Below are 19,152 nucleotides of genomic sequence, written 5' to 3'. Positions count from 1 at the left end.
CCTGATCCTCGAGGTCTTTTACGCCGCGGTCATGCCACGGTGCCGCAGCAGGGCGTCGACCTGCGGTTCGCGGCCGCGGAAAGCGCGGAAGTTGTCGATCGCCGAACGGCTGCCGCCGGTCGACAGGATTTCGTTGAGGAAACGCTGTCCGGTGGCCTGGTCAAAGGGGTTGCCGGTCTCTTCGAAAGCGCCGTAGCAATCGGCCGAAAGCACTTCGGCCCACTTGTAGCTGTAGTAGCCGGCACCGTAACCACCGGCGAAGATGTGCGCGAAACTGTTCGGGAAACGATGCCATTCGGGTGGGACGAAAACGGCTACTTCGCGGCGCACCTCGTCCAGCAGTTCAAGCACGCTGCGACCAGCAGCCGGATCGAAGTCGCTGTGCAGCAACAGGTCGAACAGCGAAAATTCGACCTGCCGCAGGGTCTGCATGCCGCTCTGGAAGTTCTTTGCTGCCAGCATCTTGTCGAACAGCGCGCGTGGCAATGGCTCGCCGGTGTCGATATGGGCGCTCATTTCCTGCAGAACGCTCCATTCCCAGCAATAGTTCTCCATGAACTGCGATGGCAACTCGACCGCATCCCATTCGACGCCATGGATACCCGCGACGCCGATCTCGTCAACGCGCGTCAACAGATGGTGCAGGCCATGACCGGTCTCGTGAAAGAGGGTGGTCACATCGTCGTGCGTGAAGGTCGCCGGCCGCAGTTTTCCATCCTGGTCGCAGACTGGTCGGGGAAAGTTGCAGTTGAGGTAGGCGACGGGCCTCTGGATGCCATCACCGGTCAGCGTTGGCGACATCTCTGGCCGCTTGCGGCGGCTGATTGCCTCGTCCATCCAAGCGCCACCGCGTTTGGTCTCGCGTGCGTAGAGGTCGAGGTAGAACTGACCGATCAGTTCACCTGCGGGTGTCTCGATGCGGTAGAAGCGCACGTCTGCGTGCCATCGCGGTGCATTGTCGGGTTTGATGCGAACGCTGAACAGCGTTTCGATGACCGTGATCAGACCGGCGAGGACCTGGTTCTCGGTAAAATACTGCTTCACTTCCTGTTCCGAGAAAGCATAACGCGCTTGCAGCAGCTTCTCGGAAACGTAGGCAACGTCCCAGGCTTCCATGCAATCGAGATCAAGTTCGCTGCGGGCAAAAGCGCGCAGGTCGGCAACGTCCTGTTCGGCAAAAGGCCTGGCCTTGACCGCCAGATCGCGCAGGAAGTCGAGCACCTGGGACACCGATTCGGCCATTTTCGGCACCAGTGAAACCTCGGCGTAGTTCTGGTAGCCGAGCAGTTGCGCCTGCTCGCGGCGGAGCTCGAGGATGCGTCGAATCAGCGGCGTGTTGTCGAGTTCAGCGGCACCGAATTCGGCAGCACGTGTAGCGTAGGCGCGGTACATCACGGCGCGCAGGCGGCGGTTGTCGGCGTATTGCATGACCGGCAGGTAGGAGGGCATGTGCAGGGTGAACTTCCAGCCGCTCCTGCCGTCGCGTTCAGCGGCTTCTCGGGCGGCTTGTCGAGCGTCGTCAGGCAGTCCGGCAAGTTCGGTCTCGTCGCTCAACACTTCGGCAAAGGCATTGGTGGCGTCGAGAAGATTCTCCGAAAACTTTGCCGAGAGCTGTGCGAGCTCCTCGGCAATCGCCTGGAAGCGCGGCTTGTTTTTTGCCGACAGTTCCGCACCGCTGAGACGAAAATCGCGAATTTCATGGTCGATGATTCGCCGCTGCGCCACCGACAGGCGCGCGTATTCGTCGCTTGCGGCGATCGCTTTGTACTTGTTGAAGAGCTGGAGGTTCTGCCCGACTTCGGCATAAAAACGTGAAACCTCGGGCAGCATGCCGTTGTAGGCGTCACGCCAGGCAGGGATGTCGTTGACCGAGTGGACATGCGCGACCATTCCCCAGGCCCGTGACAGTTCTTCCAAACCGTCAAAGAGCGGTGCGGCGAAATCCGTCCACGTGGCGACCAGGTCGTCGGCAGTCAGTCGCTCGATCAGCGTCCGGCAGCGACCGAGCAGCGTACTGATCGCGGGTTGTACATCGGCCGGTGTCAGCACATCGAAGCGAGGCAGGCCGGAAAAGTCGAGCAGCGGGTTGTCTTGCAGGGTGGGGTCAGTCATCCAGGATTCCGTGGTTCGGTAAGGGGAAACGCGATTTGCGGCGCTCAGCATGGCTAATATTTTACAAGGTCGCGATACGCATGCCACGAAGCATGGCCGAGCAGCGGCATGAAAACAATCAGTCCGAAAAAGAGGGTGAGAAAACCGAGCCCGGTCAGTATGACCACAATCGTACCCCAGAGGATCATCAGCAGCAGATTGGCATCGACGGTGCGCAGACTGGTTCGAATGGCAATGCCGCAGGGGATCTGGCGATCGAGCAGCATCGGTACCGAGACGACGGTGATGGAAAAAACGAACAAGGCCAGCGCTCCGCCGATCATGATCCAGATCAACAGCAGATCGCGATGGTCGGGCGACAGATGGATCTCTGCCAGCAGCTCGAGCAGATCCGGGGTAATCGTTGGCGCCAGCAAGGCGAACAGCCAGGTCGTGATGCGTTCCCAGGTCAGTCCGATCATCGCCAGAAGCAGACCCATCATGGCGAGTTCGGGCGCGTTGCGCCGGCCGCCGGCGAACGAACCGAAGAAAGTCGAAGTCTGGCCCGCCGCGCGGCGGCGGCTGATCTCGTACAACCCTCCGGCGAGAAAAGGGCCGACCAGAAAGAAGCCGGAAGTCGCGATGATGAACAGTCGCCCTTTGTGCCACGCGAAAATCGTGATCACGTCGCCGGCGATCGCAAACAACAGACCATAGGCAAGGCTGGCGATCGGGTTGGCGCAGAGGTCGGCCCAGCCCGCCCCCAGCCAGGCGAACGGCTGGCCGACGGAGACGCTGCGGACTTGCGGCAGGATGTGACTACAGTCAGGGGGGCTGGGCTCCAGAGACATGCGTTCTCCTTGCTGAGGTGAAGCGTAGACGGATGTGTCGTGGTGCTGGTCTCCGGGCTTGGGTCAATCGACAAACGCTTCGCCGGTGAGGCGCTCGCAGGCCTCGACGTATCTGGCGCGGGTGGCGGCAAGCACCGCTGGCGGCAGGCGGGGGCCCGGCGCCTGCTTGTTCCAGGCCAGGGTCTCAAGATAGTCGCGGACGTACTGCTTGTCGTAGGACGGCGGATTGCTGCCGTCGTGGTAGGCGTTGGCCGGCCAGAAGCGTGACGAGTCGGGGGTCAGTACCTCATCGATCAGATGTAGCGTGCCGGCAGCATCAACGCCAAACTCGAATTTGGTATCGGCAATGATGATCCCGCGTGCCGCTGCGTATTCGGTGGCGCTGAGGTACAGCGCAATGGCTGCGTCGCGCGCCTGTGTGACGATTGTTTCAGCGCTCTGACCGGTTGTCGCCAGCAGATCGGCAAGCGCCAGCGCACAGTCGGACTGGGCGCGCTCGAACGAAACGTTTTCGTCGTGATTGCCGACGGCTGCTTTGGTTGCCGGAGTGAAGATCGGTTGCGGCAGCCGGCTCGCAAGCCGAAGACCGGTCGGTAGCCGGATGCCGCAAACACAACCGCTGGCCTGATAATCCTGCCATCCGGAGCCGATCAGATAGCCGCGCACCACCGCTTCGATCGGCAGCGGTTGCAAGCGTTTCACGACCAGCGCACGGCCCCGGACCTGCGCTCGCTCATCGGCGGTCACCACCGTTTCAGGGTCAATGCCGGTCAGCTGGTTGGGGATGATGCCGGCGAGTCTGGCGAACCAGAAGCCGGCCAGCCGCGTCAGCACCTTGCCTTTGTCGGGCACCGGGTCCGGCAGGATGACATCAAAGGCCGAAAGGCGATCGCTGGTCACGATCAGCAGCTTCTCGGTATCGATGGCGTAAATGTCGCGCACCTTGCCGCGGCCGAGGAGCGGCAGACTGGTGATCGTCGATTCAAAGAGGGCTTCGGTCACGTTGTTGATCCATTGATTGAGTGCCATGACAAGGGAATGAGCCGGCGAGTCGATGGCGGGCAGCATCCGCCAATCCCCCAAGAACTCTCGATCGTCAAGCGACCGCCTGCCGGCGGGACACCCCGAGCCGGTCTTGTGGGGGTCAGATCATGTAAGGCTGTGGATCGCCGACACGGACGATCTTCAGCGTATTGGTACCGCCGCTGGTCCCCATCGGATCGCCGGCGCTGAGTACGATCAAGTCTCCATTTTCCACGATTCCCTCATTCCTCAGCAACTGCTCGGCGTCATAGAGCAGTTCATCGCGGGTCGCCGGCCGTTGTTTCATGAACAAGGGAAATACCGACCGGTAGAGGCTCATCCTGGTCACTGCATCGGCTTGCGGGGTCAGTGCATAGACCGGAACCCCGCAGTTCAGGCGGCTCATCCACAGGGCCGTCGCGCCAGTTTCGGTGAGTGCGGCGATGGCCTTGACCTTGAGGTGGTGTGCCGTCCAGAGTGCAGCCAGAGAAATCGTCTGATCGATGCGCGTGAAGACCTGATTGAGGAACTCGTGGTCGAGCGTCACTGCGGCAGACTTTTCGGCTTCCAGGCAGATGCGGGCCATGGCCTCGACGGTTTCGACCGGATACTTGCCGGATGCGGTTTCGGCCGAAAGCATCACTGCGTCGGTTCCGTCGAGCACTGCGTTGGCCACGTCGGAGACTTCGGCACGCGTTGGTGCTGGCGAGGAAATCATCGACTCCATCATCTGCGTTGCCGTGATCGCCAGCTTGTTCTTCTCGCGTGCCAGGCGAATCATGCGCTTCTGCAGTGCCGGAACGGCGGCATCTCCGACTTCGACAGCGAGGTCCCCGCGCGCGACCATGATGCCATCCGAGGCGGCGATGATCTCTTCGAGAGCGGCAACAGCCTCGACCCGTTCGATCTTGGCGATGGTCTGTGCCTGCCCACCCGCTGCGTGGATCAGTTGTTTTGCCATGTACATGTCGGCCGCACTCTTGGGAAAGGAGACGGCCAGGAAATCGACTTCGATGCTTGCCGCGGTGCGGATGTCTTCCATGTCCTTGGCGGTCAGTGCAGGTGCCGAAAGACCCCCTCCCTGGCGGTTGATCCCCTTGTTGTCGGATAGCTCGCCACCGTGGCGAACGACAGTGAAGATCTCCGAACCGACGACGCGCTTGACGTCGAGGACGATGCGACCATCGTCGAGCAGCAAAACGCTACCGGCTGAAACGTCACGCGTCAGTGCCTTGTAGTCGAGGCCAACACGCTCGGCATTGCCCAGTTCGCATTGGGCGTCGAGGATGAAGCGTGCGCCGTTCTCGAGCCTGGTCTTGCCGTCGGCAAATTTTCCGACGCGGATCTTGGGTCCCTGAAGGTCGGCGAGAATCCCGACCGGGCGGCCGACTCGGGCGGCCACCTCACGAACCATTTGTGCACGGGCAACATGGTCTTCCGGTTTGCCATGCGAGAAGTTCAGGCGCACAACATCGACGCCAGCAAGGATCATACGCTCCAGTACTTCGTCATCGGATGACGCCGGACCGAGGGTGGCAACGATCTTGGTATCGCGTGACAACATGGGGTTTCCTTGCGAGAGGGGCGCCCGAAAGCGCCCCTGATGGTCGGTTAGCGGGCCATTACGCGGACCATTTCCAGCACCTTGCAGGAATAGCCCCATTCGTTGTCATACCACGAGACGACCTTGACGAAAGTGCCGTCGAGGGCCATCCCGGCTTCGGCATCAAACACCGATGTGCAACTCTCGCCACGGAAATCGGTGGCCACCACCTTCTCGTTCGTGTAGCCGAGAATACCCTTCATCGGACCTTCGGAAGCCGCCTTCATGGCTGCACAGATTTCTTCGTAGGTGGCGTCCCTGTTCAGCTCGACGGTCAGGTCGACGACTGAAACATCGGACGTCGGAACGCGGAAGGCCATGCCGGTGAGTTTCTTGTTCAGCTCGGGAATGACCTTGCCGACGGCCTTGGCCGCACCGGTCGAGGACGGAATGATGTTCTCGAGGATGCCACGGCCGCCGCGCCAGTCCTTGTTGGACGGGCCATCGACGGTTTTCTGGGTAGCCGTGGCGGCGTGCACGGTGGTCATCAGACCGCGCTTGATTCCCCAGTTGTCATGCAATACCTTGGCGACGGGCGCCAGGCAGTTGGTGGTGCACGAAGCGTTCGAGATGATCGTCTGGCCGGCATAGGTCTGGTCGTTGACGCCGAACACGAACATCGGTGTGTCGTCCTTGCTGGGGGCGCTCTGAATGACCTTCCGGGCGCCGGCGGCGATATGCTTCTGGCACGATTCGGTGGTCAGGAAGAGGCCGGTCGAGTCGACAACGATGTCGGCGCCCACTTCATCCCACTTCAGCTCGGCCGGGTCCTTGACGGCAGTCAGGCGAATCTTCTTGCCATTGACGACCAGGGTGTTGCCTTCGACCGCAATGCTGCCCTGGAAGCGACGATGCACCGAGTCATACTTGAGCATGTACGCCAGATAGTCGGGGTCGAGCAGGTCGTTGATGCCGACCACTTCGATGTCCGGGAAGTTCTGTACGGCAGCGCGAAAAACCATTCTACCAATACGGCCAAAGCCATTGATCCCTACTTTGATTGTCATGAAACGATCTCCTTGAGAAATTACAACAGTGATCTCACAGTGCTAAGCGGGTAGGTCACCGTGAAATCGAGAAAGTCAAACCACTGGCCGGCAGGTGCCGACACTCCAAAGCGATCGGTGCCGACCACGGCACCGTCGCGTCCAACATATTCAGTATTGATCCGTGACCCTTCGAGAGCGCGAAACGATCGCGATCCGGCCAGGGGATCGGCCGGGTTCTGGCGCAGGTGGCGACGCGGGAAGAGTGCTGCGACATCGGCCAGTCCATCAGCATGTCAGGATGGCCGGAGCTGGCTTGCTGGGCTGTGCCCACGGCAAGGGTGCGGACGACGCTGGTCAGGGGGGGAAACGCAGTAGGCACGATATTTCGCTGGTTCGGGGCGGGGGGTTCGGTCGCATGGACAAATTATCCGCCAAAATGAAAGGCTTCGCCACTGTCCGTTACGAAGCATTGGGGGGCAGGGTGCCGTACTGCTGGGCGGGTATCGGGCAGAGACTGCTTCTGTTCTCCAGTGAGTGTGCCATTGAAAAGCAAAAACTAACGATAAATAGAAAAAAGTTTAACTTTTAATAATCGATTTGGCCGCCTACACTTGTCGCACATTATTCAACACGGAGACAAGCATGGACCAATCGAATCGTTACGCCGACCTCAGCCTGAAGGAAGAAGACCTGATCAAGGGGGGCAAGCACATTCTGGTGGCGTACAAAATGAAGCCGAAAGCCGGCTATGGTTATCTTGAATCGGCTGCTCACTTTGCCGCAGAATCTTCCACGGGCACAAATGTCGAGACCAGTACTACCGATGATTTCACCAAGGGCGTCGATGCTCTGGTCTATTCCATCGACGAAGCCACCGAAGACATGCGCATCGCCTATCCGCTGGATCTGTTCGACCGCAACATGACCGACGGCCGCATGATGATGGTATCGATTCTGACGCTGATCATCGGCAACAACCAGGGCATGGGCGACATCGAGTACGGCAAGATCCATGACATATTCATTCCCGAGCGCGCCATTCAGCTCTTCGACGGCCCGGCCAAGGACATCTCGGATCTGTGGCGGATCCTTGGCCGTCCGCTCAAGGATGGCGGCTACATCGCCGGCACGATCATCAAGCCCAAGCTGGGGCTGCGTCCGGAGCCGTTCGCCAAGGCTGCCTACCAGTTCTGGCTGGGCGGCGACTTCATCAAGAATGATGAGCCGCAGGGCAATCAGGTGTTCTGCCCGGCGAGGAAAGTGTACCCCCTGGTCTATGACGCCATGAAGCGTGCGATGGATGAAACCGGGCAGGCCAAGATTTTCTCCGCCAATATCAGCGCCGATGACCATTACGAAATGCTCCATCGCGCCGACTTCATCCTGGAAACCTTCGGCCCCGATGCCGACAAAGTCGCCTTCCTGGTCGACGGTTTCGTGGGCGGCCCAGGCATGATCACCACCGCCCGCCGGCAGTACCCCAACCAATATCTGCACTATCACCGTGCCGGTCACGGCATGATCACCTCGCCATCCGCCAAGCGCGGCTACACGGCATTGGTGCTGGGCAAGATTGCGCGTCTGCAAGGGGCATCCGGCATCCATGTTGGTACCATGGGTTTCGGCAAGATGGAAGGTGAGAGCTCGGACAAGAACATCTGTTACATGCTGGAGCGTGACGAGTGCCAGGGCCCGGTCTATTACCAGAAGTGGTACGGCATGAAGCCGACCACCTCGATCATCTCCGGCGGCATGAATGCACTGCGGTTGCCGGGATTCTTCGAGAATCTCGGCCACGGCAACGTCATCAACACCGCCGGTGGCGGTTCCTATGGCCATATTGACAGCCCGGCGGCCGGCGCGCTTTCTCTGCGGCAGGCTTACGAGTGCTGGAAGGCTGGCGCCGATCCGATCGAGTGGGCGAGGGAGCACCAGGAGTTCGCACGCGCCTTCGAGTCCTTTCCGGGTGACGCCGACAGACTCTATCCGGGTTGGCGCGAGAAGCTCGGCGTTCATCGCTGAGCCGGGGGTCGGTGGCCAGAAGGCGTGGGCCGATGGTAGGCTGACGGTTGCCTGACACCGATCGGATGAGTGGTGTACACGTACACGAGGGACAGGAAATGACCGACAAGGAGCAATTCAGGGTAATCGAGGAACCTTTCTACCAGCCGCAAGGAAACGAGGTGTCTCTGTACGAAGCCGCTTACGCGGCGCGCCTGCCGGTGATGGTCAAGGGACCGACCGGCTGCGGCAAGTCCCGCTTCATCGAATACATGGCCTGGAAGCTCGGCAAGCCCCTGATCACCGTCGCCTGTAACGAAGACATGACCGCCTCGGACCTGGTCGGACGTTACCTGCTCGAAGCCAACGGCACACGCTGGCTCGACGGGCCGCTGACCACCGCCGCGCGCATCGGCGCGATCTGTTACCTCGACGAAATTGTCGAGGCGCGTCAGGACACGACGGTGGTGATCCACCCCTTGACCGACCACCGGCGTACTCTGCCGCTCGACAAGAAGGGCGAGTTGATCCACGCGCATCCCGATTTTCAACTGGTCATCTCGTACAACCCTGGCTATCAGAGCCTGATGAAGGACCTCAAGCAGTCGACCAAGCAGCGTTTTGCGGCTTTCGAGTTCGACTACCCCGATGCCGATCTGGAGACCGCCATCCTCTGCAGTGAAAGCGGCATCGATCACCGCATTGCCGAGCAACTGGTGAACATCGGCGCCGCCGCCCGCCGGCTCAAAGGTCATGGTCTCGATGAAGGGGTCTCGACGCGTCTGCTGGTCTACGCTGCAACCCTGATCAAGGGCGGAGTCGCGCCCCGTGACGCCTGTCGAATGGCTCTGGTGCGACCGATCACCGACGACCATGATATCTGCGACACCCTGGATCACGCGATCGACGCGACCTTTGCCTGATCGCAATGGAACGTAAAAGCATGCCAGCGAGCTCGAGCGCAGACGAGCAGGCGGGTGCTGCCTGGAGCGAACGCCTGCGCCTGTACCGCGAGCAACTCGACTGCCGCTTTCCACAGGTCAATGAGGTCTTCGAGGACTGTCTGGTCGAGGCGTTGCGCGTGCTCACCGCCGAGGGTGTCAGCGCCTACCTCGACTACGCACGTTTTCTGAGTCGCATGGGGCGTGGCGTCGAACCGGTGCTGGCATTCCTCGAGAAGTGGCCAGCAATTGCCGCCATCCTCGGTGAAGACGCCTTGCCGCCGCTCACCCGGACCGTGCACAGACTCTGGAAATCCCCGAATGGCAAGGCCATCCCCCCTTTCCTGCAGAGCCTGGCGGCGGTTGCCCGACGGCTGGGTGCGCGCGAGCAGATGCAACATTACCTGGACCTGACGCTGGATTTCATGGAGCGCACCACCGGTTCAATCCATGGTATCCACCAGACCTTCGCCAGCCCAGGGCTCCCGGAGTTTTTTGCGCAGGCGCCGCGGCTGCTCAATGTGCTGACCATCGCCGGGCTCAGGAACTGGCTTGACTACGGCATCCGCAACTACCACAACCATCCCGAACGGCAGCGTGCCTACTTCAGCCTGCAGTCGGCCGACAGCCGCGCCGTGCTCCAGCGCGAGCGGCACGGCACGCTCCTGCTGGACAACGAACGCCGGCTCGATCTCTACCTGCGTGCGCTGTGGCAAGACAGCGCACAACTGGTTCCCTACGCCAGCGACATCGACCAGACACGGCCGACGGTTCCCTACGACGACCCGTCGGGAATCCGTCTGCCCGACGTCCTCGACGACGCCAGCGGTGTTTCCGGCATCGACCGCTATCGCGTCACACTGGCCCATATCGCAGCGCATCGGCGCTGGAGCCAGCCGATGTTTGCCGACAACTTCAGCCCCATGCAGCGCATGGCGATCGAGTTCTTCGAAGACTGTCGCATCGAAACGCTGATCCTGCGCGTCTATCCTGGCCTGCGTGGCAGTTTCCTGGCGCTGCATCCGAGGCCGGTGGAGGGTGCCTGCAACCCGAAGACTCATTCCTGCCTCCGCCATCGTCTGGCGATGCTGTCACGTGCCATGCTCGACCCAGAGCACGGCTACCAGGACGTGATCCTGCTGGAGTTCGTGCGGCGCTTCCAGGAAACGCTGCAGCCGGGCGATTCGAGCAGCGAAGAAATCGCCCGGCTCGCACTCTCCTACGTCGCACGTACCCGATGTCAGAGCGACCAGCTGGCCAGCGTCTTTTTTACCGATAGCGAGGTCAGCTATCGTGACGACAATCGTCATCTCTGGCGCTTCCACGAGTTGAGCGACGACGAGGAAATGTTCGACGAGCCGCGTTCAACGATCTCCGCTACCGAGGTCGACCGTCTGCCGCCGCGCCACTACCCGGAGTGGGACTACCAGAGCCAGAGCTACCGGCCGGACTGGGTGAGCCTCTACGAATCGCTGCACCCGAGCGCTGACGCCCGTGACATCGATCGCCTGCTCGAAAAACACGCAGCGCTGGCTCGGCGCCTGAAGCGCCTGCTGGATCTGCTGAGACCCCAGGAACGAGTCCGCATCCGCTATCAGGAAGACGGCAGCGAACTCGATCTCGACATGGCCATTCGTTCGCTGATCGATTTCAAGGGCGGCGCCCATCCGGACCCGCGCATCAACATGAGTCACCGCAGCAGCGGCCGCAATCTGGCGGTGCTGCTCCTGCTCGACCTCTCGAAGTCGCTGGCCGACCGGGTCAAGGTCGGCACGAACGGTGGCCAACAGAGCATTCTCGAACTGAGTCAGGAAGCAGTATCGCTGCTCGGCTGGTCGATCGAGCAGCTCGGCGACCCCTTCGCCATTGCCGGTTTCCACTCCGACACCCGTCACGACGTCCGCTACCTGCACCTCAAGGGCTTCAGTGAAAGCTGGGGCGATCCCGTCAAGAGCCGCCTCGCCGCGATGCAGGCCGGCTATTCGACACGCATGGGTGCGGCGATGCGTCACGCCGCGCACTACCTCGGCGCACAAAAAACCGAAAAGAAACTGCTGCTGGTCCTGACCGATGGCCAGCCTGCCGACGTCGACGTCCATGATCCGCGCCTGCTGATCGAAGACGCCCGCAAGTCGGTCGGTGAACTCGACCAGCAAGGCATCTTCACCTACTGCATCAGTCTCGACCGCAAGGCCGACGACTACGTCAGCGACATCTTCGGGCGGAGGTTTTCGGTGATCGACCGCGTTGATCGTTTGCCGGAGCGGCTGCCCGAATTGTTCATGGCGCTGACTCGGTAGAGGGGAATGGGTCTGCTGATCCCTGGAGCGCCGCAACAATCATCCCGGAGGGCGCGCGCGTACCCGATAGCGTTCTGGTCGATCAATGGCGCATGGCTGGTGGCGCGGGCCCGCTGCTCAACTGCCGCGTCGCGTAGGACTGCGAAACAGCGCCGGCATTGCAGCACCGGCTCTGGCGCTCTGCGGCGCCCGCGGTGCATTCGGCAGCAGCGCCTGACTGGCGCGCGCCGGCGTTGACGCGCTCGGGCGTGCCGGTGGCATCGCCGAGGTCTTTGTCCGCTGCGTACCGGCCTTGCCCTGGCCATCGCGACCGCCTCGTTCGACAGCTTGCGCTGCGGTCAGCAGCTGGGGCGGCGGCTGACCGGGTTCAAATCCCGGCACGATCTGGCGATCGATGCGACGCGTCAGCAGTTTCTCGATGTCGGCGAGCAGCGCGTTTTCCTCAATCGAAACCAGTGAAATGGCTTCGCCGGTGCTCCCCGCACGCCCGGTCCGACCGATGCGGTGGACATAGTCCTCGGGAACATTGGGAAGCTCGAAGTTGACCACATGTGGCAACTCTTCGATGTCCAGACCGCGCGCGGCAATGTCCGTCGCCACCAGGACACGCACCGTGCCGGCTTTGAAGCCGGCCAGTGCCCGCGTCCGCGCCGGCTGGCTCTTGTTGCCGTGGATCGCGGTGGCCTCGATGCCTTCCTTGCACAATTGCTCCGCCAGCCGGTTGGCGCCGCTCTTCATGCGCGTGAACACCAGCACCTGTCGCCAGTCGCCCGACGACACCAGATGGGTCAGCAGTTCGCGCTTGCGCCAGGCATCGACCGGGTGGATGCGCTGGGCAACCAGTTCGGACTCGGCGTTGCGGCGTGCAACTTCGATCATCGCCGGCGCGTGCAGCAGGCCGTCGGCGAGCTGGCGAATCTCGTTGGAAAAGGTGGCCGAGAACAGCAGGTTCTGGCGCCGCGCCGGCAGCAGCGCGAGGATGCGCCGAATGTCGCGAATGAAGCCCATGTCCAGCATGCGGTCCGCTTCGTCAAGCACCAGGATCTCGACATGTGCCAGGTTGGCGGTCTTCTGCTGCAGGTGATCGAGCAGGCGACCCGGCGTGGCGACGAGGATATCGACGCCGCGGCGCAAGGCTTCGATCTGCGGGTTGATGTTCACGCCGCCGTAAACCAGGGTGGACTGGAGCGGCAGGTACTGTCCGTAGGTGCGCACGCTCTCTTCGACCTGCGCTGCAAGTTCGCGGGTGGGGGTCAGGATCAGCGCCCGTACGCGCCGGGGGTGATGCGCAGCAGCGGGAGAAGCTGCCGACAGCCGCTGCAGCAGCGGCAGCGTGAAGCCGGCGGTCTTGCCGGTGCCGGTCTGGGCGCCGGCGAGAACATCACGTCCAGCGAGAATGACCGGAATGGCTTGTGCCTGTACTGGCGTCGGTTCGGTGTAGCCCTGTTCGGCGACAACACGCGTGAGTTCGGCCGCAAGGCCGAGTAGGGCAAACGATTGGGACAAGAAAATCTCCTGCAAACGACCTGCTGCGGCATGGCGCCATCAGAGCCGGTCCAGGCGGATACCACGATTTTGGGGGTGGGATGATACGGGGTACTCGGCACTTGCCGAGGGGAGAAACCGCGAGAAAACCAAACTGCCGACCGGATGAAACGCAGCTCGTTTCCGGCCGGCACTATACACGGTTTGGCCCGGCCCAAGCAGATTATCGGCGCTGGCCGATCCGTCGACAAGCGGACAAGCGGCTGCCTGCTGCCTGCGACGTGCCCCTCTGTTACAATTCCAGGCTTGTCCGATGCGGGCTGGTGGACCTTCGGGGAGGCGCCAGCCCCCCGGTTTCTTTTCCCTAGATAGAGGCAATCATGCAACCCACAGCGAAACCCAAAAACCCCAATTTCTCATCAGGTCCCTGCAGCAAGCGCCCGGGCTATGATGTCAGCGCCCTGTCACTCAACACCCTGGGCCGCTCGCACCGCTCGGCGCTGGGCAAGAAAGCCCTCGCGCTGGCATGCTCGGAAACCGCTCGCATCCTCGGTTTGCCGGAAGGCTATCGCGTCGGCGTCGTGCCGGGGTCGGACACAGGTGCGGTGGAAATGGCGATGTGGTCCCTGCTGGGTCAGCGCGGTGTCGACGTTCTGGTCTGGGAATCCTTTGGCGCGGGTTGGGCGACGGACGTGGTCAAGCAACTGAAACTTTCCGACGCGCGCGTCCTGAAAGCCGATTATGGAGACATCGTCGATCTCGCGCAGGTGAATTTCGATCATGACGTAGTGTTTACCTGGAACGGCACGACTGCCGGCGTCAAGGTGCCCAATGGTGACTGGATTCCGGATGAGCGCGCCGGTCTGACGATCTGCGATGCCACTTCGGCGGTTTTCGCCATGGACCTGCCCTGGGACAAGCTCGACGTGGTGACCTTCTCCTGGCAGAAGGTCTTGGGCGGTGAGGGCGCACACGGCATGCTGATCCTCGGCCCACGCGCGGTTGCTCGTCTGGAAAGCTACAGCCCGCCGTGGCCGCTGCCCAAGGTGTTCCGCCTGACCTCCGGCGGCAAGCTCAGCGAAGGCATCTTCCGCGGGGAAACGATCAACACCCCTTCGATGCTCTGCGTTGCCGACTATCTCGACGCCTTGCAATGGATCGAAGCGATTGGCGGCGTCCCGGCGGCGATCGCGCGCAGCGAGGCCAACCTGGCGGTGATCGCCGGGTTTGTCGCCGCCAACGACTGGATCGCCTTCCTGGCCAAGGATCCGGCAACGCGCTCGAACACCAGCGTCTGCCTGAGCGTGCAACTCGACGCTGAGCAGGTGAAGAAGCTCGTCAAGCTGCTCGACAGCGAAGGCGTTGCTTTCGACATCGGTTCGTACAAGGACGCGCCGGCAGGGATTCGCATCTGGTGTGGGTCAACCGTCGAAACTGCCGACCTGCAGGCGCTGATGCCATGGCTGGCCTGGGCCTATCAGCAGGTCGCCGCCTGATTCCCGTCATTTCACCGATCACCTATCCGGGTCACATTGCCATGTACAAGGTCAGAACCTACAACAAGATTTCGATCAAGGGTCTTGATCGATTCCCGCGTCAATCCTATGAAGTCGGTAGCGACATCGCTCACCCCGACGCTTTTCTCCTGCGCAGCCAGAAGCTGCAGGGTATCGACGTTCCCGCCTCGCTGCTGGCCGTCGCCCGCGCCGGTGCCGGGGTCAACAATGTGCCGGTCGCAGAGTACGGCAAGCAGGGGATCGTGGTGTTCAACACCCCGGGAGCCAATGCCAACGCCGTCAAGGAACTGGTGATGGCCGGCATGCTGCTGAGTGCGCGCGGCATCGTCGACGGCATGAACTATGTACAGTCGCTCGCCGATCTCAAGGATCCGGCGGAGATGTCGCCGCTCGTCGAGAAAGCCAAATCCCGCTTTGCCGGCCACGAGATCCGTGGCAAGACGATCGGTATCGTCGGCCTCGGAGCCATCGGCTCGATGGTCGCCGACATGGCGCTGGCGATGGGCATGGCGGTGATCGGTTTTGACCCGGTGTTGTCGATCGATGCAGCCTGGCGCCTGTCGAACGAAGTCAGCCGCATGGAAAACCTGCAATCGCTGCTCGCCCGTTCCGACTACGTCTCGCTGCATGTGCCGGCGGTCGATGCCACCCGGCATATGCTCAACGACGACACCCTGGCGGTCATCAAACCTGGTGCCGTGCTGCTCAATTTTGCCCGGGATGCGATCGTGGACTCGGCGGCAGTCCTGCGCAGTCTTGACGCCGGTCGGCTCGGCAAGTACGTCTGCGATTTTCCCGAGCCCGCTCTGCTCGGACACCCGCGAATCATTGCCATGCCGCACATCGGCGCGAGTACCGAGGAATCCGAGGAAAACTGTGCGGTGATGGCTGCCAACCAACTGGTCGACTATCTGGAAAATGGCCACATCGTGAATTCGGTGAACTTTCCGAAGATCAGCATGGAGCGCAGTCCGGGCACCTCGCGGATCACTTTCTCCAACGACAATGTTTCCGGTGTTCTCGGCCATGTCCTGTCGATTCTTGCCAACCACCAGGTCAATGTCGTGGACATGATGAACAAGAGCCGCGGCGAACTGGCCTTCAACATCGTGGACGTCGAGAAAAAGCCTTGCGAAGAGGTAATCAACGCCATCAAGGCGGTTGAACGCGTGATTCGCGTACGCGTGCTCTAAGTTTCTGCCCGAAACGGCGAGCTGGGCCGGCTCGCCAGTTGCACTCCCTGTGGCTGGAACCAGGTCGATCGAACGCGGGTCATAGGCCGGTCAAGGCGGTTTGGCCTCGGCTTTCGCCGGTCCGCCGCATCGATGAACGGAGGAATCCATGCCGCTTCAACTGCTCGCAAACCTGGGCTGGCACGAGGTCTCGGTCCTGCTCTTCGCGCTGCTTCTGGCGCTTGTCTTCTTTCTGGTCCTCCGCCAGAACCAGAAGGATTTTCTCGAAATCGAGGCCTGGGTGACCGAAGAGAATTCTGGGCTCTAGTCTCCGCGTGAGCGGCAACCCGGCGCTCCCCCGGATCTCCCGGATGCTCCGGCCAGTCGTCAGCGCATTACTCAGAACGAGAATGGTTGCGTTTGGACGGCGCAGCGTGCGCGGCTGCCCGCAATGTTATAGACTCGCCACGGGCGTGGATCGGTGGACGCGGATTCACGATCTCGTACACCTCAATGGACAAGAAGAGTAAAGGGGCTGACATGAACGTTGAAATGGAAAAAGAAAATGCGCCGCCGCTAGAGGCGGTCGGCGATCCGCTGGTGGGGCGCGAAGACCGGCGTACCGGACTCAGTGTGGATGCGCTGCAGCGAGCCATCCTCGACAAACTGGTCTATGTGCAGGCGCGCTTCCCGCAGGTGGCGACGCGGCGTGACTGCTTCATGGCGCTCGCGCAGGCGGTACGCGACCGCCTGTTGCAACGCTGGGTACAAACTGCGCGCACCTATCGCGATCGGGGCAGCCGTACCGTCTGTTACATGTCTGCCGAATTCCTGATCGGTCCGCAACTCGGCAACAATCTGATCAATCTCGGGATCTTCGACAAGGCCCGGCAGGCCACCCAGGAATTCGGACTCGATCTGGAGATGCTGCTCGACCAGGAAGAGGAGCCGGGGCTCGGCAACGGCGGTCTCGGACGCTTGGCGGCGTGTTACCTCGACTCGCTGGCAACCCTCGAAATTCCCGCCATCGGTTATGGCATCCTGTATGAGTTCGGTATCTTCACACAGGCGATTCGCGATGGGCAGCAGGTCGAGCTGACCGACAAGTGGTTACGTGCCGGGAGTCCTTGGCTGATCCACCGTCCGAATATCGCTTTCGACATCAAGCTCGGCGGTCATACCGAATTTCAGTTCGAGGCAAACGGCGAACGCCGCCTGCGCGTGCAATGGGTCCCGGCAAAGGTGGTTCGCGGTACCGCCTGGGACATGCCGGTACTGGGTTACGGAGTGAACACCCCGAACCGGCTCAGGCTTTGGAGCGCCGAGGCGCCGGAGAGTTTCGATTTCGCGGCCTTCAATGCCGGCAACTACCATGAGGCCGTCGATGCCCAGATTCGCTCGGAGACCATCACCAAGGTGCTGTACCCGAACGACGAAACCGAAGCAGGCCAGGAACTCAGGCTAGAACAACAGTACTTCTTCGTGGCTTGCTCACTGAAGGACATGATCCGCCTGCAACTGCAGCGCGAGAAGAATCTCGATCATTTCGACGAGAAGTTTGTCGTCCAGCTCAACGATACGCATCCGTCGATCGCCGTGGCGGAACTGATGCGCCTGCTGGTCGATGAATATATGATGGAGTGGGATCAGGCTTGGGCGATTACCTGCAAGACCTTCGCCTACACCAACCACACGCTGCTGCCGGAGGCGCTCGAAAAGTGGCGACTGGCCTTGTTCAAGCGCGTGCTGCCACGGCATTTCGAGATCATTTGCGAGATCAACCTGCGTTTCCTCGACGAAGTGCGGATTCGCTATCCGGGCGACGACGCGCGGCTGAGAAGGATGTCGCTGATCGACGAGGATGGTGCGCACTACGTGCGCATGGCGAATCTCGCCGTTGTCGGCAGCTTTGCGGTAAATGGCGTGGCCAGGCTGCATTCCGAACTGCTCAAGTCGGATGTCCTCAAGGACTTCTACGAGATGTGGCCGGAGAAGTTCAACAACAAGACCAACGGCGTCACGCCGCGCCGCTTTGTGCTCCTGGCGAACCCGACGATGTCCGGGCTGATCGAGGAAACCATCGGTGCCGGCTGGGTGACCGACATGACACGGCTGCGCGAACTCGAACCGTATGCCAACGATCCCGCCTTTCGCGAATCCTGGCGGCGGATCAAGAGCGGCAACAAGAACCGGCTGGTCGGCGAGATCAAACGTTTTGTCCATGTCGACGTCAATCCGGCGTCGATGTTCGACATCCAGGTCAAGCGTTTTCATGAGTACAAGCGGCAGCACCTCAACATCCTGCATGTGGTTTCCTTGTACAAGCGCCTGAAGGACAATCCCAACCTCGCCACCGCGCCCCGCACCGTGATCTTCGGGGGCAAGGCAGCGCCGGGTTACTTCATGGCCAAGCTGATCATCCGGCTGATCAACGCCGTCGCCGACGTGATCGGTCGCGATCCGGCGATGCATGGCAAGCTGCAGGTGGTTTTCTTTCCGAACTACAACGTCAAGAATGCCCAGTTAATCTTTCCCGCAGCCGATCTGTCCGAACAGATTTCACTGGCCGGCAAGGAAGCTTCCGGGACCGGCAACATGAAGTTCCAGATGAACGGTGCGCTGACCATCGGCACGCTCGACGGTGCCAATGTCGAAATCCGCGAGGAAGTCGGCGACGACAACTTCTTCCTGTTCGGGATGAGCACGCCCGAGGTCATGGAACTCAGAAGGACGGGCTACCGACCACGGGCTTACTACGACGCAAACCCGCACCTGCGTGAAGTAATCGACCTGATTGCCAGTGGCTTCTTTACCAAGGGAGACCGGGAAATCTTCCGGCCTCTCGTTGATCATCTTCTAAACCATGATGAGTACATGGTATTGGCCGACTTTCAGTCGTACATTGATTGTCAGGCCAGAGTCTCGGAAGCCTATCTGGATGTCGATCGCTGGACGCGGATGTCGATTCTCAACGTTGCACGTTCAGGTTTCTTCTCTTCCGACCGGTCGATCCGCGAGTACTGCGACGAGATCTGGAAGGTGAAGCCGGTGCGCATCGAACTCAGTCAGCTGTCGAGCAAGGACATGCAGTTTACACGTGCCCTTGCCGGAGAAGATTGAGTGATCGCAGCCGGGGCAGGCCGGAGGACCGGCCTGCCCCGGTCCCATTTCGCCTTTTT

General features: G+C 61.3%; 13 protein-coding genes. 7 read left to right on the top strand and 6 right to left on the bottom strand.

Annotated features, from left to right (window positions below; all coding sequences use genetic code 11):
- Positions 1–18 precede the first annotated feature (18 nt).
- The 5 genes from CAPSK01_RS11865 to gap all read right to left on the bottom strand — a co-directional run bounded on the left by CAPSK01_RS11865 (position 19) and on the right by gap (position 6,575).
- Positions 19–2,112: a M3 family metallopeptidase gene (locus tag CAPSK01_RS11865; protein ID WP_273703566.1), complete on the bottom strand. Its 2,094-nt coding sequence runs from the start codon at positions 2,110–2,112 to the stop codon at positions 19–21.
- A gap of 53 nt (positions 2,113–2,165) precedes the next feature.
- On the bottom strand, positions 2,166–2,942 hold the full coding sequence (locus CAPSK01_RS11860; protein WP_273703565.1) for a DUF2189 domain-containing protein: 777 nt from the start codon (positions 2,940–2,942) through the stop codon (positions 2,166–2,168).
- A 63-nt stretch (positions 2,943–3,005) separates the two neighbouring features.
- Entirely contained in the window at positions 3,006–3,944 is a 939-nt protein-coding gene (locus tag CAPSK01_RS11855; RefSeq protein WP_034926819.1) for a phosphoribosylaminoimidazolesuccinocarboxamide synthase, read from the bottom strand.
- A 142-nt stretch (positions 3,945–4,086) separates the two neighbouring features.
- On the bottom strand, positions 4,087–5,526 hold the full coding sequence (gene pyk, locus CAPSK01_RS11850) for a pyruvate kinase (RefSeq protein WP_034926816.1): 1,440 nt from the start codon (positions 5,524–5,526) through the stop codon (positions 4,087–4,089).
- A 50-nt stretch (positions 5,527–5,576) separates the two neighbouring features.
- Positions 5,577–6,575 (bottom strand): type I glyceraldehyde-3-phosphate dehydrogenase, encoded by a 999-nt coding sequence (gene gap / locus CAPSK01_RS11845; protein WP_034926553.1) that lies wholly within the window; start codon positions 6,573–6,575, stop codon positions 5,577–5,579.
- 624 nt (positions 6,576–7,199) lie between these two features.
- On the opposite strand from gap, the gene CAPSK01_RS11830 reads away from it, so the two are divergent.
- The 3 genes from CAPSK01_RS11830 (at position 7,200) to CAPSK01_RS11820 (ending at position 11,799) form a co-directional block, all read left to right on the top strand.
- Positions 7,200–8,579: a ribulose-bisphosphate carboxylase gene (locus CAPSK01_RS11830; RefSeq protein WP_034926548.1), complete on the top strand. Its 1,380-nt coding sequence runs from the start codon at positions 7,200–7,202 to the stop codon at positions 8,577–8,579.
- A gap of 98 nt (positions 8,580–8,677) precedes the next feature.
- Positions 8,678–9,481 carry a CbbQ/NirQ/NorQ/GpvN family protein gene (locus CAPSK01_RS11825; protein WP_034926546.1) on the top strand — a complete coding sequence of 268 codons (804 nt, stop codon included), beginning with the start codon at positions 8,678–8,680 and terminating at the stop codon, positions 9,479–9,481.
- 20 nt (positions 9,482–9,501) lie between these two features.
- Positions 9,502–11,799 (top strand): VWA domain-containing protein, encoded by a 2,298-nt coding sequence (locus CAPSK01_RS11820; RefSeq protein WP_273703564.1) that lies wholly within the window; start codon positions 9,502–9,504, stop codon positions 11,797–11,799.
- Between the two features lie 117 nt (positions 11,800–11,916).
- On the opposite strand, the gene CAPSK01_RS11815 is transcribed toward CAPSK01_RS11820, so the two are convergent.
- A complete protein-coding gene (locus CAPSK01_RS11815; protein WP_034926811.1) occupies positions 11,917–13,305 on the bottom strand; it encodes a DEAD/DEAH box helicase in 1,389 nt (462 codons plus the stop codon).
- A gap of 359 nt (positions 13,306–13,664) precedes the next feature.
- Here CAPSK01_RS11815 and CAPSK01_RS11810 point away from each other — a divergent pair, with 359 nt between their 5' ends.
- The 4 genes from CAPSK01_RS11810 (at position 13,665) to CAPSK01_RS11800 (ending at position 19,093) form a co-directional block, all read left to right on the top strand.
- Complete coding sequence (locus CAPSK01_RS11810) at positions 13,665–14,780, top strand: phosphoserine transaminase (protein WP_034926544.1); 1,116 nt, start codon at positions 13,665–13,667, stop codon at positions 14,778–14,780.
- 41 nt (positions 14,781–14,821) lie between these two features.
- Positions 14,822–15,994, top strand: a complete 1,173-nt coding sequence (locus CAPSK01_RS11805) for a phosphoglycerate dehydrogenase (protein WP_034926810.1) — start codon at positions 14,822–14,824, stop codon at positions 15,992–15,994.
- 148 nt (positions 15,995–16,142) lie between these two features.
- Positions 16,143–16,301 carry a hypothetical protein gene (locus CAPSK01_RS22790; RefSeq protein WP_273703563.1) on the top strand — a complete coding sequence of 53 codons (159 nt, stop codon included), beginning with the start codon at positions 16,143–16,145 and terminating at the stop codon, positions 16,299–16,301.
- Between the two features lie 224 nt (positions 16,302–16,525).
- Complete coding sequence (locus CAPSK01_RS11800) at positions 16,526–19,093, top strand: glycogen/starch/alpha-glucan phosphorylase (RefSeq protein WP_273703562.1); 2,568 nt, start codon at positions 16,526–16,528, stop codon at positions 19,091–19,093.
- The last annotated feature ends 59 nt before the right edge of the window (positions 19,094–19,152 follow it).

The sequence above is a fragment of the Candidatus Accumulibacter vicinus genome, assembly GCF_000584955.1.
Taxonomy (GTDB): Bacteria; Pseudomonadota; Gammaproteobacteria; order Burkholderiales; family Rhodocyclaceae; genus Accumulibacter; species Accumulibacter vicinus.
Note: the sequence above shows the minus strand (reverse complement) of the source record. Positions and strands in the feature narration are given on the sequence as shown.

Coding starts and splice junctions, on each gene's coding strand:
- CAPSK01_RS11865 (WP_273703566.1), bottom strand. CDS start 2,112: ATGACTGACCCCACCCTGCAAGACAACCCGCTGCTCGACTTTTCCGGC.
- CAPSK01_RS11860 (WP_273703565.1), bottom strand. CDS start 2,942: ATGTCTCTGGAGCCCAGCCCCCCTGACTGTAGTCACATCCTGCCGCAA.
- gap (WP_034926553.1), bottom strand. CDS start 6,575: ATGACAATCAAAGTAGGGATCAATGGCTTTGGCCGTATTGGTAGAATG.
- CAPSK01_RS11830 (WP_034926548.1), top strand. CDS start 7,200: ATGGACCAATCGAATCGTTACGCCGACCTCAGCCTGAAGGAAGAAGAC.
- CAPSK01_RS11825 (WP_034926546.1), top strand. CDS start 8,678: ATGACCGACAAGGAGCAATTCAGGGTAATCGAGGAACCTTTCTACCAG.
- CAPSK01_RS11820 (WP_273703564.1), top strand. CDS start 9,502: ATGCCAGCGAGCTCGAGCGCAGACGAGCAGGCGGGTGCTGCCTGGAGC.
- CAPSK01_RS11810 (WP_034926544.1), top strand. CDS start 13,665: ATGCAACCCACAGCGAAACCCAAAAACCCCAATTTCTCATCAGGTCCC.
- CAPSK01_RS11805 (WP_034926810.1), top strand. CDS start 14,822: ATGTACAAGGTCAGAACCTACAACAAGATTTCGATCAAGGGTCTTGAT.
- CAPSK01_RS22790 (WP_273703563.1), top strand. CDS start 16,143: ATGCCGCTTCAACTGCTCGCAAACCTGGGCTGGCACGAGGTCTCGGTC.
- CAPSK01_RS11800 (WP_273703562.1), top strand. CDS start 16,526: ATGGAAAAAGAAAATGCGCCGCCGCTAGAGGCGGTCGGCGATCCGCTG.